Origin of the sequence: Bradyrhizobium sp. R2.2-H (genome assembly GCF_004346455.1) — a bacterium.
GTDB lineage: Bacteria > Pseudomonadota > Alphaproteobacteria > Rhizobiales > Xanthobacteraceae > Bradyrhizobium > Bradyrhizobium diversitatis.
Map to the genome: position 1 here is coordinate 608,114 of NZ_SMBR01000001.1, position 24,289 is coordinate 632,402.

Here is a 24,289-nt window from a genome sequence, read left to right on the forward strand (position 1 = left end):
CATGAACATCGTAACCGAACACAAGATTTCGGGCGAACCGATCGACAAGGCTCCCAAGCGTCCGGTCCGGCCGGTGCTCTGGTTCATCATCGTCGGCACGCTTCTCGCCGCGCTGGTCGGTGGACTCGTCTGGTTCAACTATTTCCGCGGCCAGATGATCCAGCAGTTCTTCGCCAACAACAAGCCGCCGCCGACGGCCGTCAGCGCGGCCGAGGCGAAGTCCGAGGTGGTGCCGAACCTGCTCACCGCGGTCGGCAGCCTTGTCGCCGTGCATCAGGTCGACGTCAGCGCCGACGTCAACGGCCGCGTCACGGAGATCAAGTTCGAGCCGGGTACGCGCGTCGAAGCCGGCACGCCGCTGGTGCAGCTGTTCGACGCGCCGGACCAGGGCGACCTCGCTAATTACAAGGCGCAGGCGACCGTCGCGCAGCTGTCGCTTGACCGCGCCAAGCAACTGGCCGCGCGCCAGTTCGGTCCGCAGGCGACCGTCGATGCCGCGCAGGCCGCCTACGACCAGGCGCAGGCCGGCATCGCCAAGACCGAAGCGTTGATCTCGCAGAAGCTGGTGCGCGCGCCGTTCTCCGGTGACCTCGGCATGCGCAAGGTCGAGGTTGGCCAATATCTGACGGCAGGTACGGCGATCGTGTCGTTGACCGATCTGTCGGAGCTGTGGGCCAACTTCACGGTGACGGAAAAGGATTCCGGCAATCTCAAGGTCGGCCAGACCGTCCGGCTGAAGGTCGATGCCTATCCGGGCCGCACCTTCGAGGGCAAGATCACCACGATCGAGCCGCAGATCGCGGCCGACACCCGCAACATCCGCGTGCAGGCGACGATCGCCAATCCGGAGAAGATCCTCAAGCCCGGCATGTTCGTGACCACCACGGTGGTGCTGCCGGACAAGCCGGCCGTGATCACCGTGCCCGAGACGGCGGTCGACTACACCCTGTACGGCGACTCGGTGTTCGTGATCGCCGAGAAAAAGGAAGCGGACGGCAAGACCAGCCTCTCGGCGGTGCGCACCTTCGTGCAGACCGGCAACCGGGTCGATGGTCGCGTCGAGATCCTCAAGGGCCTGAAAGCGGGCGACAAGGTCGTCGCCCTCGGTCAGCTCAAGCTGCAATCGGGTGCACCGGTATCGATTTCGACCGACCCGACTCCGCCGATCCCGGCGCAGCCGCCGCGCTACTGACAACATCCTCACGTGATCCGGCCCGGCCGGATCACGTCTCTTGAGACATAGAAATCCAGATCGGAAATCGAGATCGCCGCGATGGCCCTTACCGATATTTTCATCAAGCGCCCGGTTCTTTCGGTCGTCGTCAGCCTGCTGATCCTGCTGATCGGCCTGCGCGCGGCGATGGTGCTGCCGATCCGGCAATACCCGAAGCTGTCGAACACGGTCATCAACATCACGACCGTCTATCCCGGCGCGTCCGCGGACCTGATCCAGGGCTTCATTACCACGCCGATCGAGCAGGCAGTCGCCTCCGCCGAGGGCGTCGACTACATCACCTCGTCCTCCGTGCTCGGCACTTCGACGATTCAGGTCTACATCAAGCTGAATTTCGATCCGAACCAGGCGCTCACCGAGGTGCTGGCGAAGACGAACTCGGTGAAGTACCTGATCCCGAAGGAATCCAACGACCCGATCGTCACCAAGACCACCGGCCAGACCACGGCCGTGATGTACCTCGGCTTCTCGTCCGAGGAGCTGTCCGGTTCGGCGATCTCAGACTATCTGACGCGTGTGGTGCAGCCGGTGCTGTCGACCGTCGACGGTGTGGCCTCGGCCGACATTCTCGGCGGCCAGACCTTCGCGATGCGTCTTTGGCTCGATCCCGTGAAGATGGCCGGCCGCAACGTGTCGCCGGCCGACGTCGCCGCGGCAATCACCGCCAACAACTTCCAGTCAGCGGCGGGCCAGACCAAGGGCTATCTCATCGTCTCGAACGTCTCGACGAATACCGGCCTCACCGACGTCAACCAGTTCAAGAAGATGATCGTCAAGGCCAAGGACGGCGGCTTCGTGCGGATGGAGGACATCGCCACCGTCGAGCTTGCCGCCCAGAGCACGGACGCCAGCGTCGCCTTCAATGGCGAGCACGCGATCTTCATCGGCGTGCAGGCAACGCCGCAGGGCAACCCGCTGACGCTGGTCAAGGGTGTGCGCGCGCTGTTCCCTGAACTCGAGCGGAATTTGCCGCCGTCGATGAAGATGAAGGTCGCCTACGACTCCACCAAGTTCATCCAGTCCTCGATCGATGAGGTGGAGAAGACGCTGGGCGAAGCCGTGATCATCGTGATCGTGGTCATCTTCCTGTTCCTGGCTTCGCTGCGGTCGGTCATCATTCCCGTCGTCACCATTCCGCTGTCGATGATCGGTGTCTGCACCCTGATGCTGGCGCTGGGCTTCAGCTTCAATCTCCTGACCCTGCTTGCGATGGTGCTGGCGATCGGCCTCGTCGTCGACGACGCCATCGTCGTGGTGGAGAATATCCATCGCCACCTTGAGGAGGGCAAAACGCCGGTTCAGGCCTCGCTGCAAGGTGCGCGCGAGATCGTGGGTCCCGTCATCTCGATGACGATCACGCTCGCTGCGGTGTACGCGCCGATCGGCTTCCTCGGCGGCCTCACCGGCTCGCTGTTCCGCGAATTCGCCTTCACCCTCGCGGGCTCGGTGATCGTGTCGGGCGTGATCGCGCTGACGCTGTCGCCGATGATGTGCTCGATGCTGCTGAAGAACACCGAGGAAGGCCGCTTCGCAAAGCTCGTGAACCGGGTGTTCGGCGCGATGACGCGCTGGTACGGCCGCAGGCTCGACCGCTCGCTCGACTACAAGGCCATCACCGGTCTGTTTGCGATCACGATCCTCGGCCTCGTCGGGTTCCTTTACATGCACACCTCCAAGGAGCTGGCGCCCGAGGAAGACCAGGGCATCGTGTTCGCAGTGACCAAGGCCCCGAAATACGCCAACATCGATTATCTCGATTTCTACGGCGAAAAGCTCGACAAGGAATTCGCGAAATTCCCCGAGACCGATCTGCGATTCGTGCTGAACGGCATCAACGGTCCGCAGGGCGGCATCGCCGGCATGCTGCTCAAGCCCTGGGACGAGCGCAAGCGCTCGTCGATCCAGCTGAAGCCGCTGGTGCAGGCCGAACTCTCCAAGATCGAGGGCGTGCAGGCGTTCGCGTTCAACCTGCCGCCGCTGCCGGGCGGTCCGGGCGGCCTGCCGATCCAGATGGTGATCAACTCCACCGCCGGGTTCCAAACGGTCTATGAGCAGATGGAGAAGTTGAAGGAGGCTGCGCGCAAGAGCGGCATGTTCATCGTCTCCGACAGCGACCTCGCCTATAACCAGCCGAACGTGACGGTGACGATCGACCGCACCAAGGCACAGGACCTCGGCGTCAACATGCAGAACCTCGGCGCTACGCTCGCGGTGCTGCTCGGCGGCAACTACATCAACCGGTTCAATCTCGAGGGCCGGTCCTACCAGGTGATCCCGCAGGTGCCGCGCGCCAAGCGGCTGTCGCCGGAATCGCTCGGCGGCTACTACGTGACGACCAATACCGGCCAGCAGCTGCCGCTGTCGACGGTGGTGTCCATTGAAACCAAGACCGACCCGAATTCACTGACTCACTTCAACCAGCTCAATTCGGCGACGTTCTCGGCGGTGCCGATGCCGGGTGTGACCGTCGGCGCGGCGGTGGACTTCCTCGAAGGCGAGGCCAAGAAGCTGCCGCAGGGCTTCAGCCACGACTATCTGGCCGACTCCCGGCAATATGTGCAGGAAGGCAATCAGCTCGCGATCACCTTCGGCTTCGCGCTGATCATCATCTTCCTGGTGCTGGCCGCGCAGTTCGAGAGCCTCCGCGACCCGCTGGTGATCATGATCTCGGTGCCGATGGCGATCGTCGGCGCGCTGATCCCGCTGTTCTTCGGCGCGGCGACGATGAACATCTATACCCAGGTCGGTCTGCTCACCCTGGTCGGCCTGATCACCAAGCACGGCATCCTGATGGTGGAGTTCGCCAACGAACTCCAGGTCAAAGAGCGGCTCGACCGCCGCTCCGCGATCGAAATGTCGGCCCGCATCCGCTTGCGGCCGATCCTGATGACGACGGCCGCCATGGTCACCGGCCTGATCCCGCTCCTGACCGCGACCGGCGCAGGTGCGGCCAGCCGTTTCTCGATCGGTCTGGTCGTCGTGGCCGGCATGTCGATCGGCACGCTGTTCACGCTGTTCGTGCTGCCGGCGGTCTATGTGGTGCTGGCGACCGACCATCGCGCGGCGGCCGATTCGGAGCGGAACAAGCAGGTCAACGAGCTCGACCTCGGCTCCAAGGCGCTGCGGCCGACCTGAGGCCGCAAGGCAAGCCAGTCCAGGGGCGGCAGCGGTCATCCGCTGCCGTCCTTTTTCGTTGTGTCCTGGGGAAGCCCGTTCCTGCGCTTGCGAGAGACAAGGTCCGGTCTTCTTGCTAGGTTCCGCGGGATGAGCCTTTCCGTCCACTCCGACACACCTCGAGCCGGGCCGCTGCCGAGCGCGGCCCCAGGCAAGGCAGCGTCCGGCGAAACGGCGGGCCGCGGAATCAGGATGCGGCTGTTCACCAAATATGTCGCGCTGTTCGTGGCCGTCGTCGCCATCGCTCTGCTCGCCAATGGCTTGTTCGAGGTCTTCTTCTATTATCGCGAGCACAAGGCTTCGCTGATCAGAGTCCAGCACGAGCAGGCCGAGGCGGCCGCGGCCAAGATCGGCCAGTTCGTCAAGGAGATCGAGAGCCAGCTCGGCTGGACCACGCAACTGCCTTGGTCGGGAAGTTCGATCGAGCAGCGCCGGTTCGATGCGCTGCGCCTCCTGCGTCAGGTGCCTGCCATCACCGAACTTGCCCAGGTGGATTCGACCGGCAAGGAGCGGTTGCGGGTCTCGCGGCTGGCGATGGACGCGCTCGACAGCGGAATCGACCTGTCGGCCGACCCGAAGTTCACCGAGGCGGTCGCGCACAAGGTTTATTACGGCCCGGTCTATTTCCGCCGGGAGTCCGAACCCTACATGACGCTGGCGCTGGCCGGCGCCCGCAAGGATGCCGGCGTCAGCATCGCGGAGGTCAATCTCAAGCTGATCTGGGACGTTGTGTCCCAGATCAAGGTCGGCGAGCACGGACACGCCTACGTGGTCGGTCCGGAGGGACGACTGATCGCGCATCCCGACATCAGCCTCGTCCTGCGCAATACCGACATGTCCGGACTCCCCCAGGTACGTGCCGCGCTGGCCGGGAGCGGTACCGTCGCCGGCGCGCTTTCCGAAGCGCGCAACATCCAGGGCCGGCAGGTGCTGACCGCATCGGCCCCGATCGAGCCGCTGCATTGGACAATGTTCGTTGAGCTGCCGGTCGAGGAGGCCTATGCCGCGCTCTATGCTTCATTGCAGCGGCTTGCGATCGTGCTGCTCGCAGCATCGATTTTTGCGGTGCTCGCCGGGATCTTCCTGGCGCGCCGCATGGTCGTGCCGATCCAGGCGTTGCGCAGCGGTGCCGAGCGGATCGGGGGCGGCGATTTCTCCCAGCGCATCTCGATCAGAACCGGCGACGAGCTTGAAGGGCTCGCCGACCAGTTCAACGACATGGGTGCACGCTTGCAGGAATCCTATACCGACCTCGAGAACAAGGTCGAGCAGCGCACCGCGGAACTCCGCCAATCCCTCAACGATCTGCGCACCGCGCAGAACCGCCTGATCCAGACCGAGAAGCTTGCGTCTCTCGGCCAGCTCACCGCCGGCATCGCTCACGAGATCAAGAACCCGCTCAACTTCGTCAACAATTTCTCCGCAGTGTCGACGGAGCTGATCGACGAGCTCAACGAAGCGCTGCAATCCGCCGCTCTCGACGGCAAGACGAAGCAGGAGGTCGAGGAACTGACCGGCATGCTCAGGGGCAACCTCGAGAAGGTGGTGCAGCACGGCAGGCGCGCCGATTCCATCGTGCGGAACATGCTGCTGCATTCGCGCGAAGGCTCCGGCGAGCATCGCGCCGTCGACATCAATGCGGTCGTGGAGGAAAGCCTCAATCTGGCCTATCACGGCGCCCGGGCCGAAAGGCCGGCATTCAACGTCACGCTCGAGCGCGCGTTCGATCCCGCTGCCGGCATGGTCGACATTTATCCGCAGGAGATCACGCGCGTCTTCCTCAACCTGATCTCGAACGGCTTCTACGCGGCGGCCAAGCGCAAGGAGAGCGAGGGGGACGGCTTCGCGCCCACCTTGAGCGCGACAACGAAGGATCTCGGCGGCAGCGTCGAAATCCGGATCCGCGACAACGGCACCGGGATTCCGCCCGAGGTGAAGGAGAGGATGTTCAACCCCTTCTTCACCACCAAGCCGGCTGGCGAGGGGACGGGGCTCGGTCTGTCCATGAGCCATGATATCATCGTGAAACAGCACGGCGGCACGATCGACGTGAACACCGAGCCCGGCGTATTCACCGAATTCATCGTCACCCTGCCGCGGGCGATGGCAACAGGCGGCACGACTGACAGCGCACTTGGCAGTACACTTGGAGGCAAGTCTTGAACGTTTACATCCTGGTCGTCGATGACGAGCCCGACGTCGAGGCGCTGTTTCGGCAACAGTTCCGGCGCGACCTGCGCGCAGGCCGCTTCCAGATGGAGTTCGCGCTCTCGGGCCCCGAGGCGCTGAAGCGCGCGGCCGAGGTTCGCGATCCCTCGCTGATCCTGATCCTGTCTGATATCAACATGCCCGGCATGAGCGGGCTCGACATGCTGCCGAAGGTGCGTGCCGCGCATCCGGATGTGCCCGTCATCATGATCACGGCCTATGGCGACGCCGAGACGCGCCGAAAGGCGATCGAGCGCGGTGCCGTCGGGCTTCTCACCAAGCCGATCGACTTCGCGCTGCTGCGGCAGGAGATCGACACGAGGCTCGAGCAAGCCGCATGACTGCGACCATCCTCTTCGTCGACGACGAGCCTGACCTCGAGGCGCTGATCCTGCAGAAATTCCGCAGGCAGATTCGCGATGGGAAGCTCGCTCTCATATTCGCGCGCGACGGCCTGGAGGCGCTGGAGTCGCTCGAGCTGAACCCGCAAGTCGACATGGTGGTTTCCGACATCAACATGCCGCGGATGGACGGGCTGTCGCTGCTGGCGAGGCTCCAGGAGGCCGAGGACAAGAAGTCGACCATCATCGTCTCGGCTTATGGCGACATGAGCAATATCCGCATCGCCATGAACCGCGGCGCTTTCGACTTCCTGACCAAGCCGATCGACTTCGCCGATCTGGAGGCCACGATCGAGAAGACAATTCGTCATGTCGAGATGCTGCGCGAAGTGCGGCGGCGCCAGATGGAAGCCGAGCGCGCTTATGCCTCGCTGTCGCGCTTCTTCTCGCCGGAGATCGCAAGGCGCTTGGCGGCGGATGTCCAGGGTGACGGCATAGAGGTGCATTGGCGCGATGTCGCCACCCTCTTCACCGACATCACCGGCTTCACCTCACTGGTCGAGTCCGCGGCCCCGCAGACACTGGGCGAGCTTCTCAACGAATATTTCGGCGGCATGACCGAGATCGTCTTCGCTCATGAGGGGACGGTAGCCAAGATCATCGGCGATGCGATCCAGGTGCTGTTCAATGCACCCGGCGACCAGCCGGACTACGCGACGCGTGCTGTCGCCTGTGCCCATGACCTCGACGCCTGGGCGGAGGACTTCTCGGCGCGATGGAAGGCGAGAGGCGTGAATTTCGGGACCACCCGCATCGGTGTCCATGCTGGCCCCGCGCTGGTCGGCAATTTCGGCGGCAACCGCTTCTTCGACTACACGGCCTATGGCGACACCGTCAATACGGCAGCGCGGCTTGAGGCGGCCAACAAGTATCTTGGAACGCGCATCTGCGTCAGTGCCAGCGTGGCCAAGGGGGCTGCGAACTTCCGTGGTCGGCCCGTGGGCGACCTGATGCTGCGCGGACGCAGCGAGCCGCTGCGTGCGTTCGAACCGCTGCCCCAGGCGAAATTCGAAGCCCCGGCGACGGCGCAATATTCCGAAGCCTTTGCCAAGATGGAGGCCGGCGATGCCGCCGCCATGCCGGCCTTTGCCGCGCTGGTCGGGATGCATGCCGACGATCCGCTGGCCGGTTTTCACCTGAGGCGTCTGCTCAACGGCGCCAAGGGCACTCGCATGCAATTGGAATAGGAGTCCGTCATGACGCGCGAATTCTCCGCCGGAAACTATCGTTTCATTCCATCCGTGTTCCAGTATTCCGCCGGCGCCGCCGCGGACGAGGGGTATGAGATCGAACGCGTCCGGTTCGACCGCCTGGTGCCGCTCGCTGAAGGATTTGTGCTGGCCGCAAAATTCATCCAGGAGGCGGGGCGTCCGTTGACGGCATTCTGTGCCTGCGAGCTGCGCTCGCCGGCGGCCTTCAGCGAGGAGGGCTTTCGTGCGTTCAACCTGCACTATGTGAAGACGTTGTCCGAGTGGGGCATCTTCGACGGCACGACCAATCCGGTGGCGCGCAGCAATGTCTGCCCGGAGATCGATCCGCCGTCAGAGCCGTCCTTCTACGCATTCTCCTTCACGCGGCCGACGCGATCAAACACGCCCAGCTTCGTCATCGCCGGCGGCGCCGAGGCACGCGAGGGCAGCGGTACCTATGTCGAGCGCACCGTGCGCTACCGCGACCTCAGTCCGGAAGGCTTGCGGGAGAAGGTTCGCTTCACCACGACCTCGCAAATGGAGAGCCGGATGGCGGCCTTCGGCTTCGGCTGGAAGGACACGACCGGCGTGCAGGCCTATTCCGTGCACGACTTCCACCACGCGCTGGTCGACGAACTGGTCCGCCGCGGCGCCTTGCGCTCCGGCCTGACCTGGCATTTTGCGCGGCCGCCGGTGGTCGATCTCGAATACGAGATGGATTGCCGACGGGTGTTGCGGGAAGTGGTGATTTAGGTCCTCATCCTGAGGAGCGGCCGTGAGGCCGCGTCTCGAAGGATGGCCGCGGGTTGCAGCTGGGCCTTCATGGTTCGAGACGCGCGCAAGAACGCGCTCCTCACCATGAGGAATGACTAGCGCTGCCGCGGATCGAGGGCGTCGCGCAGGCCGTCGCCGAGCAGGTTCAGAGACAGCACCACGAGAAAGATCGCAAGCCCGGGCCAGATCGCCATCCAGGGCGCCTGGGTCAGGAAGCGTTGCGCGGCGTTGAGCATGCTGCCCCAGGATGGCGCGGGCGGCTGCTGGCCGAGGCCGAGGAAGGACAGGGCGGCTTCCGCGATGATGGCGGCGGCGATCGAGAGCGTCGCCTGCACCAGCAGCGCCGGCAGGATGTTCGGCAGGATATGGGAGAACGCGATCCGCCACGGCGGATTGCCAAGCGCCCGCGCGGCCTCGACATAGTCCTCGGCCTTGACGACGAGCACCTGGCCACGGGTCAGGCGGATGAAGATCGGGGTCGCCGAGATGCCGATCGCGATCATGGCATTGCCGAGGCTCGGCCCGAGGAATGCGGCGAGCGCGATCGCCAGGATCAGGAACGGGCAGGCCAGCATCGCATCGGTGATCCGGCTGATCAGCGCGTCGGTGAAGCCGCCGCGATAGCCGGCGAGAAGGCCGAGCGGCACGCCGATGCCGAGCGCGATCGCGACCGAGATGAGACCCGCGAGGAGGGAGGCGCGCGCGCCGTAGACGACGCGGCTCAGGATATCGCGGCCGAGCTCGTCGGTGCCGAACCAGTGCGCCGCCGTCGGCGGCTTGCGCACCAGGCTCCAGCTCGTCGCGATCGGATCGTAGGGAACGACGAGTGGCGCGAGCGCCGCAAGGAGGATGAATACCGTGATCACGACGAGCCCGAACACGGCCGCCTTGCGCTTGAACAGCCGCCGCCGGGCGCGCCGGGCCGGGCTGTCCAGCTCGTAGGCTTGGGCGGCGGAGCTGGCGGGCAGCGCAGTGTCGGTCATCGCCTAGCCCCTCAGCCGCGGATTGACGAGGACATAGGCGACGTCGGCGACGAGGTTCAGGGTGATGTAAACCGTGGCCGTCACCAGCACCACGCCCTGCACCACTGCGTAGTCGCGATTGAACACGGCGTCCACGATCAGCTTGCCGAAGCCGGGAATGGAGAAGATCTGCTCGGTCAGCACCGCGCCCGACAGCAGCGTCCCGAGCTCGAGCGCGCCGAGCGTGATGATCGGCGTCAGCGCATTGCGCATGGCGTGCTTGAGGATGACCGAGCGCTCGGAAAGACCCTTCGCGCGAGCGGTGCGGACATAGTCGCTCTCCAGCACCTGGAGCATGGCACTGCGGGTATGCCGCATCAGGATTGCGGAAATGGCGTTGCCGAGCACGAAGGCCGGCATGATGGTGGCGGCGAGACTCGCGCGCCAGTCCTCTGTCAGCGGCACGTAGCCGGAGGCTGGCAGCCAGCCGAGCTTGATCGAGAACAGGAAGATCAGGAGGATTCCGAGCCAGAAATTCGGCGTCGAGATGCCCCAAAGCGCGAACAGATTGGCGCCATAGTCCCAGGCCGTGCCCTTCTTCACCGCGGAGACGATGCCGGCGGGAATGCCGATGCAGAACGCGATCAGGATCGCCATCGAGCCGAGCTGCAGCGTCACCGGCAGTTTCTGTGCGATCAGCTCGCGCACCGGCATCTTGTTGCGCAGCGACTCGCCGAAATTACCCGTCAGCACGCCCCTGAGCCAGTAGACGTACTGCACCGGGACCGGCTGATCGAGCTTGTACTGCTGGCGGATCTGCTCGATCACGGCGGGATCGCGCTCCTCGCCGGCCATCACCAGCGCGGGGTCACCCGGCAGCAATTGTTGCAGCGAGAAGATCAGAACCGACACGAAGAACAGCGTCGGTACGATCTGCGCGATCCGGCGGGCGAGGAAGTTCAGCATGGTGCGGCTTGTGTCCCGGGCGCTACGCAACATGCTGGCTGTGCGGAGCAGCGCTTATGCGCTGCGCCGCGTCCGCGACACGCCATCGTCGTCACCAGATCTATCACTTGAACTTCAGACCAACCACGCGCACGAGGCCATCGGGCATCTGCCGGTAACCCTCGAGCCTCTTGGTGTGCGCGATCAGAAGCGTGCGGTGATAGATGTAGATGATCGGCAGGTCGTCGAGCAGGATCTTGGTCAGCTTGGCATAGATCGCCTTGCGCTCGTCGACGTTCGCTGTCGCTCGCCCCTCTTCCATCAGCTTGTCGGCCTCGGGGTTGGAATAGCCTCCGTCATTCTGCGGCGCCTTGCTGCGCATGAAGATGTAGGAATTGCCGTCGGGATCGATCCGGCCGCTCCAGTTGATCTGGAAGACTTGGAACTCGCCGGCCTGGGCCTGCTTGAACGTGGTCGCGAACTCGACGGCACGGATCTTGATGTCGAAGCCGGCTTCCGCCGCCATCGACTGAACGACCTGGGCGACGGCCTCGTTCTCCGCGCCCTTCGGGATCATGTAGTCCACCGTCACCGGCAGGGTGACGCCCGCTTCCTTCAGCAGCGCCTTGGCCTTGGCAACGTCGCGGCCGCGAACCGGGAATGCCTTCTGGTAATAGGGATGCGTCGGGCTGACCCATTGATTGCCCGGAGTGAACTCTCCGTTGAACACGACCTGGTTGAGAGCCTCGCGATCGATGGACAGGTCGAGCGCCTGCCGGACTTTGGCCGACTGGCTCAGCGGGCCCTTGTTCTTGTCGTTACCGATGTTGATGGTCAGGCCGAGATAGCCAAGTTCCGGCGCGGTCGACAATACGAGCCGGGAATCGGCGCGGACGTCCTTGATGTCGGTGGCGAGCACGCGTTCGATCAGGTCGAGCGCGCCGGACTTCAGGTTGGCGAGGCGCACGGTGGCGTCGACGATCGGTTGGAACACGACGCGGTCGATATGGATGTTGTCCTTGTTCCAGTAGTCGGCGAATTTCTCGAACACCATGCGGTCCTGCTGGACGCGCTCGACGAATTTGTAGGGACCGGCGCAGACTGGATGCAGGCCGAACTTGTCGCCGGCCTCCTTCGCAGCCTTGGGCGAGACCATCATGCCGGAGCGGTCGGTGAGCTGGGCGATCAGCGGCGAGTAGGGCGTCTTCAGCACCAGCTTGATGGTGAGAGGATCGACCACCTCGACGTGGTCGACGCTGGCGAGCTCGGACTTGCGGAACGAGGTCGGCAGCGTCATGTGACGCTCGATCGAGAATTTCGCGGCTTCAGCGTCCAGCGGTTCGCCGTCGTGGAATTTGACGCCGGGCCGAAGCTTGATCGTCATGGCCTTGCCGTCGGCCGATGTCTCGTAGGACAACGCCAGCTGTGGCACGATGTTGAGCTTCTCGTCGATGTCGAACAGCTTGTCACAGAACGCGGAGAAGACGATGCGGCCGACATAAGTGCGGCCGATGCTGGGATCGAGGATGTCGGGGTCTTCGGCGATGCCGATGCGAAGCGTCGTCTGCGCCTGGGCTGCGCCCGCGAGCGACGTCAGCAATGCCGACGCCAGGATTGTCAAACGCATAAAGCTCATCGTTCTCAACCTCTGTTTCACGGCGATGTTGGGGCCGCCCCCAATGAACGAACCCCGCCGCCGCGTGCTGCTTCCGGCCCGCCGCTGAAGGCTGCGACCAGTTTTTCCAGGACCGGCGAGAAGCCGCCGTCCATGGGGACGATCGCCTCCGAGGAGGGCAATTCCGATGTTCGGTGGCAGGCCGTTGCATGTCCGATGCCATCCGGCATGAGCTGGGGCATTTCGCTGCGGCAGCGGTCGATGACATAGGGACAGCGGGTGTGGAAGCGGCATCCCGGCGGCGGATTGAGCGCGCTGGGGATCTCTCCCTGCAGCACAATCCGGCTGCTCTTTGCCCGCGGTTTAGGCACGGGGATCGCGGACAGCAGCGCCCGGCTGTAGGGATGGCGCGGCGCGGCGAACAGCGCGTTCGCCTCCGCGGTCTCGACGATCTGGCCGAGATTCATCACCGCGACGTGGTCGGCGATGTGCTTGACCACGGCGAGGTCGTGCGAAACGAAAATGTATGCGAGACCGAGCCGGTCCTGCAGCTCGCTCAGCAGGTTCAGGATCTGCGAGCGGATCGAGACGTCGAGCGCCGAGACCGGCTCGTCGCAGATGATCAGCTTCGGCTCGACCGCGAGTGCGCGCGCGATGGCGATGCGCTGGCGCTGACCGCCGGAGAATTCATGCGGATAGCGCCGCGCCAGCCGCGGCTCGAGCCCGACCAGCCGCAGCAGCTCGGAAACGCGCTCGGATCGGCGCGGCGCCGGAACGAGATCGTGCAGCGCCAGCGGCTCGGTCAGGATCTGGCCGACCGTCATGCGCGGATTGAGGGAGGCGTAAGGATCCTGAAAGATGATCTGCGCCTCGCGGCGGAAGGCGCGCAAGCCGTTGGCGTCGAGCGAGAGCAGGTCGCGGCCGTCGAAGCGGATCGCGCCCGCATCCGGCTCGATCAGCCGCAGCACCAGACGGCTGACGGTGGACTTGCCGCATCCGGATTCGCCGACGAGGGCCAGCGTCTTGCCGGCGTCGAGCGAGAACGAAACGCCATCGACGGCCTTGACGTGTGCCAATGCGCGGCCGAACAGCGAGCGCTCGGCGACGAAATGCTTGACCAGGCCCTCGACCTCGAGCAGGGCCATCACGACACCAGCAGTTCGAGCGGCGCGCGGATGCAGCGCGAGAGGTGACCGGGGCCGACTTCCAGCAGCGGCGGCGGCGCGTTCGTACAGGCATCCAGCATGAAGGGACAGCGCGCGGCGAAGCGGCAACCGGCGGGCGCCTGCGCCATGTTCGGAACCATGCCTTCGATCGTCGCAAGCTGCTCGGCCCGATGGTCGAGCCGCGGGATCGAGCCGAGAAGACCGACCGTATAAGGATGCTGCGGAGCCGAGAACAGCTCGTCCACCGGCGCGCGCTCGACGATCTCGCCGGCATACATCACGGCCACCTCGTCGCAGACCTCGGCGACGACGCCGAGATCGTGGGTGATCAGGATGATCGCGGCGCCGCTCGCCGCTTTCAACTCGCGCATCAGCTCCAGGATCTGGGCCTGCAGGGTGACGTCGAGCGCCGTCGTCGGCTCGTCCGCGATGAGGAGGCGCGGGTCGCAGGCCAGCGCCATCGCGATCATGACGCGCTGGCGCATGCCGCCCGAGAGCTTGTGCGGATACTCGTCGATGCGCCGCTCGGGCGATGGGATGTGGACGCGGCGCAGCAGCTCGATTGCACGGTTCCGCGCACTCTTCCGCGAGCCGCCGCGATGGCGCAGGATCGTTTCGATGATCTGGTCTCCGATCGTGAAGCTCGGGTTGAGCGAGGTCATCGGTTCCTGGAAGATCATCGCGAGCCGGTTGCCGCGGAGGTCGCGCAGGATCTGGTCCGGGGTCTTCAACAGGTCGAAACCGTCGAAGCGGATCGCGCCTGATATCTCCGCGCTTCTCTTCGGCAAGAGGCCCATGATGGCCAGCGACGTCACGCTCTTGCCGCAGCCGGATTCGCCGACGAGGCCGAGCGTGGCGCCATGGGCGACACTGAGGTCGACGCTGTCGACGGCGTGCGTGACGCGGCCGTCGTCGCCGTGAAAGCGGATGCGCAGATCCCTGATCTCAATGAGGGGGTTCGGGTTCATGACCGCCTCGCCCGCGCTGCTGCGATGCTGGCGTCGATGACGCTGCGATCGGTGTTGCCGGCCGGGTTCTGCCGCGTCGGCATGGACGCGCGGAAATGCACCCAGAGCTCGTGGCTGACCTGCTCGAGCCGTTCGAGTTCGCCCAGCGGATCGGGATGATCGTCGGCGCGAATGTCGAGCGCCGGCCATTCCTCCTCGCCGTGGATCAGCAGCGCGGCGGACTGCTTGCCGCGCTTGTCCCCGCCGGCGGCTTCGCCCGCGCGCATCGCCGCGAGCAGGCGGCGCGGGAAGGGCAAGCTGTCATTGGCGATGTAGGTCTTTGCCGTCTCGTCGAGCACGTCGGCGCGGGCGAGCATGTTGCCGGCGATCGAGAAGCCGCTGCCCGCGATGTGACCGCACCAGTCGACACAATCGCGCCCTGTGTGCGCGGCGATCTCGCCGCTGGCATCCATGATGTGGATCTGGCGGCTCTCGCGGCCGTCGTCGGTCGCGAGCAGGGTGGCGAGCACGTCATGCGCGTCCAAACCTTCGCGCAGCAGCTTGACGCCGTCGATGCCGTAATAGGGGTTGACGAAGGCCTGCGTTGCGATGGCGCCGACACCGGCGGCGATGTAGGGGACCCTCGCGCCGACGGCGAAGAAGCGGGTCGCTACCGCAATGCCAAACTGGCCGGTGGCAGGGTCTCGCGCGATGATCGACCAGGTCATGTGCTACCTTCAGCGTCCTGCGGCGTAGCCCTGCATGCCGCGGGGATTGGCGGCGGCGCGGCGGCGCACGCCGACGCGCGAGGCCGCGGTAAGGCGGCCTTCCGACCAGTCGGGACCGACCTCGACGATATGCCCGCGCTCGCGCAGGTTCTCGATCGTTGCCTTCGGCACGCGGTTCTCGACCACGAGCACGCCGGGGCGCGCGGTGCGCGGCCAGAACGAGATCGGGAAGTGCTCGGAGTGCCAGGCCGGTGCGTCGATTGCCTCCTGGAGATTCAGATTGCAATGAACGTGGCGCAGGAAGAACTGCGTGATCCACTGGTCCTGCTGGTCGCCGCCGGGCGAGCCCCAGGCGAGATACGGCTCGCCATCGCGCAATGCCATGGTCGGCGACAGGGTCGTGCGTGGCCGCTTGCCCGGCGCGAGCGCGGCGGGATGACCTTCCTCCAGCCAGAACATCTGGGCGCGGCTGCCGAGGCAGAAGCCGAGCTCGGGAATGATTGGCGAGGATTGCAGCCATCCGCCCGATGGCGTCGAGGACACCATGTTGCCGGCCTTGTCGATGATGTCGAAATGCACGGTGTCGCCGCGCACCTCGCCGAAGCGCCCCACCGTCGGCTCGCCGGCACCGAGCGCGCCGACGGCCTCGCGCTGGCCCTCGGCGCGGCGCAGCTTGACCTCGCCGCCGAAGCCTTCGACCGAGCCGGGGAGGAGATCGAGCGAAGCCTTGTCGGTGATGAGCTTGCGACGCTCGTCATTGTAGGCATCCGACAACAGCGTCCCGATCGGAATCTCGTTGAACTTGGGATCGCCATAGAACTTCTCGCGGTCGGCGAAGGCAAGCTTGGCACATTCGATCTGGAGATGGATGAACTCCGGCCCGGTCGGATCGAGCCCGTCGAGCGCAAAGCCCTTGAGCAGCGCGAGCTGCTGGAGCGTGACGGGGCCCTGGCTCCAGACGCCGGCCTTGCAGACGGTGTAGCGGCCATAGTCGTAGGTGAGCGGCGCCTCGACCGTCGGCTGCCAGCGCGCCATGTCGTCGGCCGAGAGCACGCCGCGATGCGGGGAGCCGCTGACGTCCATCACCTCCTGCGTCCGGCTGAACTTGTCGATGGCCTCCGCAACGAAGCCTTGCGACCAGGCTATTCGCGCGCGCTCGATCTCGGCGTCGCGGCCCCCACCGCCGCTCTCGGCTTCGTTGAGGATCCGGGCGTAGGTCGCTGCCAGCGTCTTGTTGGTGAAGAGCGTGCCCGGTTTCGGCACCTCACCGTTCGGAAGATATACCGCGGCCGAGGTCGGCCAATACTTGCGGAACAGCTGCTCGACGGTCTGGATCGTGGCGCAGGCGCGTTCGACCAGCGGATAGCCGTCGCGGGCGTAGAAGATCGCCGGCTCCAGCACGTCGCGCACGCGCATCGTGCCGTAGTCTCGCAGCAGCATCATCCAGGATTCGAAAGTGCCGGGAACGCAGGCGGCGAGCAGGCCGGTGCCGGGCACCATGTCGAGGCCTTCGCTTCTGTAGTGTGCGATGGTGGCGCGCGCGGGTGCCGGGCCCTGACCGCAGATCACCTCGGTGCGGCCGCGCTTCACGTCGTGGACGATGATGGGTACGTCGCCGCCGGGACCGTTCAGATGCGGCTCGACCACCTGAAGCGTGAAGGCGGTGGCAACGCCGGCATCGAAGGCATTCCCGCCCTTTTCAAGGATGGCCATGCCGACGGCGGTCGCAATCCAGTGCGTGGTGGCGACGACCCCGAACGTGCCTTCGATCTCGGGCCTCGTCGTGAACGGATCGGGATTGATATTGTTGCCCATGAACTTCACCACCTTATTTCCGGCGCGCGCAATTGATCACAGGGCCACGCCGCCGCCAAATGCGCAGGCTGCATGGCACGCGCGCGTCACGCCGGGACCGGCGCGGTGTTGACGGCGTGGCAGGCGACGCCGTCGATCAGTTCCGGGATCTCCTTGCGGCAGAGATCGAACGCCAGCGGACAGCGCGGATTGAAGGCGCAGCCCGGTGGCGGATTGATCGGGTTCGGGATCTCACCCTTGACCGGAATGCGCTGGCGGCCGCTCATGGCGAGATCGGGCACCGCGCCCAGCAGCATCTTGGTGTAGGGCATGCGCGGGCGGGCAAACAGCTCGCGTCCTTCCGCGATCTCGACGATGCGACCGAGATACATCACGCCGACGCGGCTCGCCATGTGGCGGACCACGGCGAGGTTGTGGCTGATGAACATGTAGGTCAGGCCGAACTTGTCCTGGAGGTCGCGCATCAGGTTCAGGATCTGCGCCTGCACCGAGACGTCGAGCGCCGAGGTCGGCTCGTCGCAGACGATGAACTCGGCGTCGGAGGCGAGCGCGCGCGCGATCGCAATACGCTGGCGCTGGCCACCGGAAAACTCATGCGGAAATTTCAGCCGGTCGTCGGGATGCAGGCCGACGAGGCTGAGCAGCTCGCCGACGCGGGCCTGGATGTCACGTTCGCCCTGGATCAGGTCGAAGGCGCGGATCGGCTCGGAGATGATGGCATCCACGCGGAAGCGCGGGTTCAGGCTTGCATAGGGATCCTGAAAGATCATCTGAATCCGGCGACGCAGCTTTCGCCGCGCCGGCGCCTGCCGCGGATCGGTCATCGAGACGCCGTCGATCAGGACTTCGCCGGAACTTGGCGGCAGGAGACCGACGACCATCCGCGCCACCGTAGTCTTGCCGGAGCCGGATTCTCCGACCAGAGCAAACGTCTCGCCCTTTCTGATGTCGAAAGTGACGCCATCCACCGCCTTGAGGTATTCGAGGTGACCACCTTCGAGCACGCGGTTGAGCCAGGGTTTCGAGACGTCGAAAACGCGCCGCAGATTGGTGGCCTGGACGAAGGGAATGCTCATGCCGCGCTCTCCGCCGGCATAGTGTCGTAGAGATGGCACGCGACCGATTGCGCGCCGCGCGGCAGCGGCTCCGGCCGCTCCACGCGGCAGCGATCGAAGGCGAAGGCGCACCGCGGATTGAACGAGCAACCATGCGGGATCGCCGACAGCCGCGGCATAGAGCCGGGAATCTGCACGAGGCGCTTGTCCTCGCCCGCAAGCGTCGGGATCGCCCCCATCAGGCCCTTGGCGTAGGGATGCAGCGGGTTCCGCACGACATCCTGCACCGGGCCGATCTCCGCGATGCGGCCGGCATACATCACCGCGACGCGGTCCGAGGTTTCCGCGATCACGCCCATGTCGTGGGTCACCAGCATGACCGCTGTGCCATGGTCGCGCCCGAGCCGCTTGATCAGCGAGATGATCTGGGCCTGCACGGAAACGTCGAGCGCGGTGGTCGGCTCGTCCGCGATGATCAGCTCGGGCTCGGCGCAGATCGCGAGCGCGATGACCACGCGCTGGCGCATGCCGCCGGAGAATTCGTGCGGATAGCCGTCGATGCGCTTTTCGGGCGCGGGAATGCCGACTTCGGCGAGCAGGTCGATGGCGCGGCGGCGCGCCGCCTGCTCCGACAGATTGAGGTGCGTCCGGATCGTCTCCACGATCTGGTCGCCGACCCTGTACAGCGGATTGAGCGAGGTGAGGGGATCCTGGAAGATCATCCCGATGCGCTTGCCCCTGATCCGGCGCATCTGCTCCGGCGGCAGATTGTCGATGCGCAGGCCCGCGAGACGAATCTCGCCGCCGGCGATGCGGCCGGGCGGATCGATCAGCCCGATTACCGAGAGGCCGGTGACGGACTTGCCGGCGCCCGATTCGCCGACGACGCCGAGCACCTCGCCCTTGGCGATGTCGAAGGAGACGTCGTCGATGGCGCGCAAGGTGCCTCGGCGGGAGGCGAACTCCACCTGGAGGTTGCGCACGGAGAGAACGGGTTCGGTCATGGGCGAGGCGCTCTTATCGAAGTTTTGCTCATCGAAGCTTCGGGTTGAGCGCGTCGCGCAGCCAGTCGCCAAGCAGGTTGATGGAGAGGATCAGGGCGGCGAGCGCAAAGCCGGGGAAGGCGACGATCCACCATTCGCCGGCGAACAGATAATTGTTGCCGATGCGGATCAGCGTGCCGAGCGATGGCATCGTGTCGGGCAGACCGACGCCGAGGAAGGAGAGCGTCGCCTCGGTGATGATGGCGAGCGCAAGGTTGATCGTGGCGATGACCAGGATCGGGCCCATCGTGTTCGGCAGCACATGCCGCAGCATGATCTTCGGCGCAGGCAGGCCGATCAGCTGCGCGGCAGCCACGTAGTCCTTGTTCTTCTCGACCATCACGGAGCCACGCACCGTCCGCGCGTATCCCACCCAGAAGCTCAGGCCGATCGAGATCACCAGCACCACCAGCATGCTGGTGGCGTCGAGCCGGTTGCCGAGGATCGATTTCGCGATGCCGTTGACCAGCAGCGCGATCAGGATGGCGGGGAAGGTGAGTTGCACGTCGGCGATCCGCATGATCACGCCGTCGACTGCGCCGCCGAAATAGCCGGCGATCAGGCCGAGCGCGATGCCGAGCGCGCCGGCGAAGATCACGCCGGCGACGCCGACGGCGAGCGAGATGCGCATGCCATAGAGAATGGCGGAGAACACGTCGCGGCCCTGCTCGTCGGTGCCGAGCAGGAACGGGCTCTGGCCGTCGGCGGTCCACAGCGGCGAGATCCGCGAATTCATCAATTGCAGCTGCGCCGGATCGAATGGGTTCTGCACCGCAAGCACGGATGCAAAGATCGCGAGCAGGAAGAACAAGACCGTGATGGCCGCCGCCACCATGGTGAGCTTGGAACGGCGGAACGAATAGAAGATGTCGCTGTCGAGCGCGCGGCTGAACCAGCGGCGGGCCGCATGCGCCGGCTGCGCGTTCTGCTTGTCGGAACTGGAGACGACGGCGTCGGACATGCAGGCTGCCTTATGAGGCGCGACCGACGGTCGAGCGCAGGCGCGGATCGACCACGGTATAGAGAATGTCGACCACCAGATTGATGGTGACGAAGATCAGCGAGACCATCAGCAGATAGGCGGCCATGATCGGGATATCGACATTTTGCACGGCCTGGACGAACAGAAGTCCCATGCCCGGCCACTGGAACACGGTTTCGGTGATGATGGAAAATGCAATAACCGAGCCAAACTGAAGACCGGCCACCGTGATCACCGGAATCAACGTGTTCTTCAGCGCGTGGCCGAAATGGATGGCACGGGTGGTCAATCCCCTCGCGCGGGCGAAGCGGATATAGTCGGTCCGCAGCACTTCCAGCATCTCCGCGCGTACCAGCCGCATGATCAGGGTCATCTGGAACAGGCCGAGTGTGACCGAGGGCATGATCAGTGCCTTCAGTCCGGACAGCGTGAGCAGGCCCGTCGTCCACCAGCCGAGCTTGACCACCTCGCCGCGGCCGAACGAAGGCAACCAGCCCAATGTCACCGCGAACAGATAGATCAGGAGAATGCCGATCAGGAAAGTCGGCAGCGAGATGCCTACAAGCGAAACGGCCTGGAACAGTTTGGCCAGCACCGTGTCGCGCTTGAGCGCCGAATAGACGCCCATCAGGATGCCGAACACCATCGCGAAGACGGTCGCGCAGATCGCAAGCTCCAGTGTCGCGGGCATACGCTCCATCAACAGCGCCGAGACCGGCTGGCGGAACTGGTAGGACACGCCGAACTTGAATTGCGCCGCATCGGCGAAATAGCGCACGAACTGTACCGGCACGGGATCGTCGAGGCCGAGCGATTTGCGCACGATCGCGCGCTCGGCCGCCGAAGTATCGATCGAGACGATCTGGTTGACGGGGTCGCCGGCGAAGCGGAACATCGAGAACGCGATGATGCCGACGGCGAACATGACGCCGATGGCCTGAACGGCGCGGCGAAGAGTGAAAGCGAGCATGCCTTCCACCGTCCTTGGGTGTGCGTGCGGCTGACGTCTTTGCCGGCCGGAAAAGGAATGGTCCCGGACGCCTCACGCGACCGGGACCCTGTGTTCAACTGACGCTATTCCTTCTTGGTCGCCCAGTGGAATATGACCAGATTGTCGGCGCGCTGCGGCAGGTTGACCTTTTTCGATACGCCCCATGCCAGCGCCTGCTGGTGCAGCGGAATGTAGGCCCAGTCCTTCATGCCGATTTCATAGGCCTGCTTGATCAGCTGGTTGCGCTTGGCGGTGTCGGTCTCGACCAGCACCTTGTCGGTGATGGCATCGAACTCCTTGTTGCAGTAGCCGCCGAGATTGGCCTCGCCGCGCGAGGATTTCGCATCGTCGCGGCAGCCCATGATGTCGTAGAGCACGTTATGGGAATCCATGGTGCTCGGCGTCCAGCCCAGCAGGTAGAACGAGGTCTGGTAGCCGCCCTGCTTCAGCACCTTGGCGAAGTACTGCGCCTTCGGCTGCGCCAGCAGATTGATCTTGACGCCGATGCGCGCGAGCATGCCGACGACGGCCTGGCAGATCGCGGCGTCGTTGACGTAACGATCGTTCGGGCAGTCCATGGTGACCTCGAAGCCGTCGGGGTAACCGGCCTCGGCGAGGAGCTTCTTGGCACCGTCAGGATCGAATTTCGGCCGCGTGAAATCCTTGGAGAGCGCGAACAATTCAGGCGCGATCATCAGAGCCGACGGCGTCGACAGGCCGCGCATCACGCGCGTCTTGATCAGCTCGATGTCGATGGCCTTGTAGAAGGCTTCGCGGACGCGGACGTCCTTGAAGGGGTTCTTGCCCTTGATGTTGGAGTAGAGCAGCTCGTCGCGGGTCTGGTCGAAGCCGATGAAGATGGTGCGCAGCTCCGGCCCCTTCAGCACCTGGGCATTCGGGCTGGAATCGACGCGGGAGATGTCCTGGATCGGCACCGGCTCGATGACGTCGACTTCGCCCGAGAGCAGCGCGGCGACGCGGGTGGCGTCGGAGGCGATCGGGGTGAAGATGATCTCCTTTAAATTGCCTTCGACCTTGCCCCAATAGTTGGGGTTGGCCTTGAACACCGTCTTCACGCCGGGTTGATGGCTTTCGATGATGAAGGGACCGGTGCCGTTCTCGTGCAGCGAGGCGTAGCTCGGTGTGGTCGCCGCCACCGGCGTCGGGTCGACGACGTTGTTCGCCTCGGCCCACTTCTTGTCCATGATGTACCAGACATCCCACGACGAATGCAGGATGGGATTGGGCGAGGGCAGGATAAAATCGACGGTGTAGTCGTCAACCTTGACCACCTTGACGTCGGGCGCAAGGCGGGTCTGCATGTTGGACCCCTTCTTGCGGACGCGGTCGGCGGAGAACAGCACGTCATCGGCGGTGAAGGGATCGCCGTTGTGGAATTTCACGCCCTTGCGCAAATGGAAGCGCCAGCGGGTCGGCTCCGGCGTTTCCCAGCTCTCGGCCAGTGCCGGAATGATCTTGAGGTCCTTGTCGCGCGCGGTGAGGCCCTGATAGACGTGGCCAAGATGGGCGTGGGTGGTGCTCTCGTTCAGGGTGTAGGGATCGAGCGACTTCAGGTCACCCTGATTGGCATAACGTAGCGTCTGGCTTGACGCCGGCGAGACCGCCAACGCAAGCGCACCGGCGAGCGCCGCCGCAAACAGACTTTGACCGATTGACATTCTTGACCCTCTCCGCACTGCCACGCCGGTGATTTTTGATTGTTCGGCGAGGCTGACTGATCCATGTTGCCCAGAGTTATCGACCCGTGCAAGCGCCATTCCAGCAAGGAACGCGCCAAGTTGCGCCGCTGTGCAGCAATGCTGACCGTGTCGCTCGGCATGGAAGACCATGTCTTTCGACTTTGGTTGACCATGCCGGCTGATTGCCAGACGGAGCACGTCGCGCCGGCATCAGGTCGCTTGCGTTGCACCACAACTCGCGGCGATACTCCGACAGGCCGCTCGAATCTCATCTGGAGGGGACATGAAGGTTAACATCGAAATCGACTGCACCCCCCTCGAGGCTCGCCAGTTCTTCGGTCTGCCGGATGTGGGGCCGATGCAGACGGCGGTGATGGACAAGTTGCAGCAGCAGGTTCTCAGCAACATCGAGAAGGTCTCGCCGGAATCCCTGATCCAGAGCTGGTTCACCTTCGATCCCAAGATCGCCGAGCGGTTTCAGGACATGTTCGTCGCGATGGCCGGCCTCGGCGGCACCCGCAGCGGCGACAAGAAGAAATAGTGCCGCCCGGACCGGATGGGGCGCTGGAAGCAGGCCGGCTTCGTCCGCCGGGTCTCGGCATGTTGCTCGCCGAGGCCAGGGGGCTCTTCGAATTGAATGCGAGCCTGCTGCTGTCGCCGCTGCTGATGCGCGCGCCGAGGGGCGACGGCCATCCGGTGCTGGCGCTGCCGGGCTTTCTCGCCAGCGACCTGTCGATGGTGCCGATGCGGCGCTATCTCAGCGAGCTCGGTTATGAGGCACATGCCTGGCGGATGGGCCGCAATCTCGGCGGGCTCGGGCGGATGCGGGACTCGCTGCGAACCCGCCTGGCCGAAATTCATGCCGTCACGGGGCGCAAGGTCAGCCTGGTCGGATGGAGCCTCGGCGGCGTCTATGCCCGCGATCTCGCGCTTTGGGCACCCGACAAGGTCCGATACGTCATCACGCTCGGCAGCCCTTTCGCCAACGACGTGCGGGCGACCAACGCCACGCGGCTTTACGAGGCGCTGTCAGGCGAGCGGGTCGAGGATTTTGCGGAAGAACGCGAGGCCATCGCCGGCGATCTGCCGGTACCGACGACCTCGATCTATTCGCGTGCCGACGGTGTCGTGAACTGGCGGACTTGCCTGCTCCGTCCGTCCGGGCAAGCCGAGAACATCGAGGTACACCTGGCAAGCCATCTCGGGCTCGGGGTGAACCCCGCCGCGCTGTGGGCGGTGGCGGACCGCTTGGCGCAGCCGGAGGGGCAATTCCGGCCCTTCGACCGGTCCGGGCCCTTTGCCATTGCATATGCCCCGCCGGAACAGGCAGTATCGGCCTGACGAGAAGCGCCGGCCAAG

The 24,289-nt window shown here is 64.9% G+C and carries 20 protein-coding genes; 8 read left to right on the plus strand and 12 right to left on the minus strand.

Annotated elements, in window-relative coordinates:
- Window position 1 precedes the first annotated feature (1 nt).
- The 6 genes from EDE08_RS02880 to cnbZ all read left to right on the plus strand — a co-directional run bounded on the left by EDE08_RS02880 (window position 2) and on the right by cnbZ (window position 8,960).
- On the plus strand, window positions 2-1,192 hold the full coding sequence (locus EDE08_RS02880; RefSeq protein ID WP_165935679.1) for an efflux RND transporter periplasmic adaptor subunit: 1,191 nt from the start codon (window positions 2-4) through the stop codon (window positions 1,190-1,192).
- Window positions 1,193-1,273: 81 nt separating this feature from the next.
- Complete coding sequence (locus EDE08_RS02885; protein WP_131866956.1) at window positions 1,274-4,369, plus strand: MexW/MexI family multidrug efflux RND transporter permease subunit; 3,096 nt, start codon at window positions 1,274-1,276, stop codon at window positions 4,367-4,369.
- Between the two features lie 129 nt (window positions 4,370-4,498).
- The gene (locus EDE08_RS02890; protein ID WP_131866958.1) at window positions 4,499-6,571 is read left to right on the plus strand and encodes a sensor histidine kinase; all 2,073 of its coding nucleotides are present in this window, start codon (window positions 4,499-4,501) and stop codon (window positions 6,569-6,571) included.
- Window positions 6,568-6,957: a response regulator gene (locus EDE08_RS02895; protein WP_131866960.1), complete on the plus strand. Its 390-nt coding sequence runs from the start codon at window positions 6,568-6,570 to the stop codon at window positions 6,955-6,957. The genes EDE08_RS02890 and EDE08_RS02895 overlap by 4 nt, the downstream gene beginning before the upstream one ends.
- Window positions 6,954-8,204 (plus strand): adenylate/guanylate cyclase domain-containing protein, encoded by a 1,251-nt coding sequence (locus tag EDE08_RS02900; protein WP_131866962.1) that lies wholly within the window; start codon window positions 6,954-6,956, stop codon window positions 8,202-8,204. The genes EDE08_RS02895 and EDE08_RS02900 overlap by 4 nt, the downstream gene beginning before the upstream one ends.
- A 9-nt stretch (window positions 8,205-8,213) precedes the next feature.
- The gene (cnbZ, locus tag EDE08_RS02905; protein WP_131866964.1) at window positions 8,214-8,960 is read left to right on the plus strand and encodes a 2-amino-5-chloromuconate deaminase CnbZ; all 747 of its coding nucleotides are present in this window, start codon (window positions 8,214-8,216) and stop codon (window positions 8,958-8,960) included.
- Window positions 8,961-9,076: 116 nt separating this feature from the next.
- Here cnbZ and EDE08_RS02910 read toward each other — a convergent pair whose 3' ends face one another.
- From EDE08_RS02910 to EDE08_RS02965, 12 genes are all read right to left on the minus strand, one after another.
- A complete protein-coding gene (locus EDE08_RS02910) occupies window positions 9,077-9,964 on the minus strand; it encodes an ABC transporter permease (RefSeq protein ID WP_131866966.1) in 888 nt (295 codons plus the stop codon).
- Between the two features lie 3 nt (window positions 9,965-9,967).
- On the minus strand, window positions 9,968-10,909 hold the full coding sequence (locus EDE08_RS02915) for an ABC transporter permease (protein WP_131866968.1): 942 nt from the start codon (window positions 10,907-10,909) through the stop codon (window positions 9,968-9,970).
- A 103-nt stretch (window positions 10,910-11,012) separates the two neighbouring features.
- Complete coding sequence (locus EDE08_RS02920) at window positions 11,013-12,524, minus strand: ABC transporter substrate-binding protein (RefSeq protein WP_165935678.1); 1,512 nt, start codon at window positions 12,522-12,524, stop codon at window positions 11,013-11,015.
- A 17-nt stretch (window positions 12,525-12,541) separates the two neighbouring features.
- Window positions 12,542-13,648 carry an ABC transporter ATP-binding protein gene (locus tag EDE08_RS02925; RefSeq protein ID WP_165935677.1) on the minus strand — a complete coding sequence of 369 codons (1,107 nt, stop codon included), beginning with the start codon at window positions 13,646-13,648 and terminating at the stop codon, window positions 12,542-12,544.
- On the minus strand, window positions 13,648-14,637 hold the full coding sequence (locus EDE08_RS02930) for an ABC transporter ATP-binding protein (protein ID WP_131866974.1): 990 nt from the start codon (window positions 14,635-14,637) through the stop codon (window positions 13,648-13,650). The genes EDE08_RS02925 and EDE08_RS02930 overlap by 1 nt, the downstream gene beginning before the upstream one ends.
- A complete protein-coding gene (locus EDE08_RS02935) occupies window positions 14,634-15,344 on the minus strand; it encodes a DUF1028 domain-containing protein (RefSeq protein ID WP_131866976.1) in 711 nt (236 codons plus the stop codon). Before EDE08_RS02935 ends, EDE08_RS02930 begins: the two co-directional genes overlap by 4 nt.
- A gap of 9 nt (window positions 15,345-15,353) precedes the next feature.
- Window positions 15,354-17,159, minus strand: a complete 1,806-nt coding sequence (locus tag EDE08_RS02940; protein WP_131866978.1) for a gamma-glutamyltransferase family protein — start codon at window positions 17,157-17,159, stop codon at window positions 15,354-15,356.
- An 86-nt stretch (window positions 17,160-17,245) separates the two neighbouring features.
- Window positions 17,246-18,235, minus strand: a complete 990-nt coding sequence (locus EDE08_RS02945; protein ID WP_131866980.1) for an ABC transporter ATP-binding protein — start codon at window positions 18,233-18,235, stop codon at window positions 17,246-17,248.
- Window positions 18,232-19,218, minus strand: a complete 987-nt coding sequence (locus EDE08_RS02950) for an ABC transporter ATP-binding protein (RefSeq protein WP_131866982.1) — start codon at window positions 19,216-19,218, stop codon at window positions 18,232-18,234. Before EDE08_RS02950 ends, EDE08_RS02945 begins: the two co-directional genes overlap by 4 nt.
- A 28-nt stretch (window positions 19,219-19,246) precedes the next feature.
- The gene (locus tag EDE08_RS02955; RefSeq protein ID WP_131866984.1) at window positions 19,247-20,218 is read right to left on the minus strand and encodes an ABC transporter permease; all 972 of its coding nucleotides are present in this window, start codon (window positions 20,216-20,218) and stop codon (window positions 19,247-19,249) included.
- A gap of 10 nt (window positions 20,219-20,228) precedes the next feature.
- The gene (locus EDE08_RS02960) at window positions 20,229-21,209 is read right to left on the minus strand and encodes an ABC transporter permease (protein ID WP_131866986.1); all 981 of its coding nucleotides are present in this window, start codon (window positions 21,207-21,209) and stop codon (window positions 20,229-20,231) included.
- A gap of 104 nt (window positions 21,210-21,313) precedes the next feature.
- On the minus strand, window positions 21,314-22,909 hold the full coding sequence (locus EDE08_RS02965; protein ID WP_131866988.1) for an ABC transporter substrate-binding protein: 1,596 nt from the start codon (window positions 22,907-22,909) through the stop codon (window positions 21,314-21,316).
- 304 nt (window positions 22,910-23,213) lie between these two features.
- Between EDE08_RS02965 and EDE08_RS02970 the strand changes: the two genes are divergently transcribed.
- Both EDE08_RS02970 and EDE08_RS02975 read left to right on the plus strand, forming a co-directional pair.
- The gene (locus EDE08_RS02970; RefSeq protein WP_036004778.1) at window positions 23,214-23,471 is read left to right on the plus strand and encodes a DUF6489 family protein; all 258 of its coding nucleotides are present in this window, start codon (window positions 23,214-23,216) and stop codon (window positions 23,469-23,471) included.
- Window positions 23,471-24,271 (plus strand): esterase/lipase family protein, encoded by an 801-nt coding sequence (locus EDE08_RS02975; protein ID WP_165935676.1) that lies wholly within the window; start codon window positions 23,471-23,473, stop codon window positions 24,269-24,271. Before EDE08_RS02970 ends, EDE08_RS02975 begins: the two co-directional genes overlap by 1 nt.
- The last annotated feature ends 18 nt before the right edge of the window (window positions 24,272-24,289 follow it).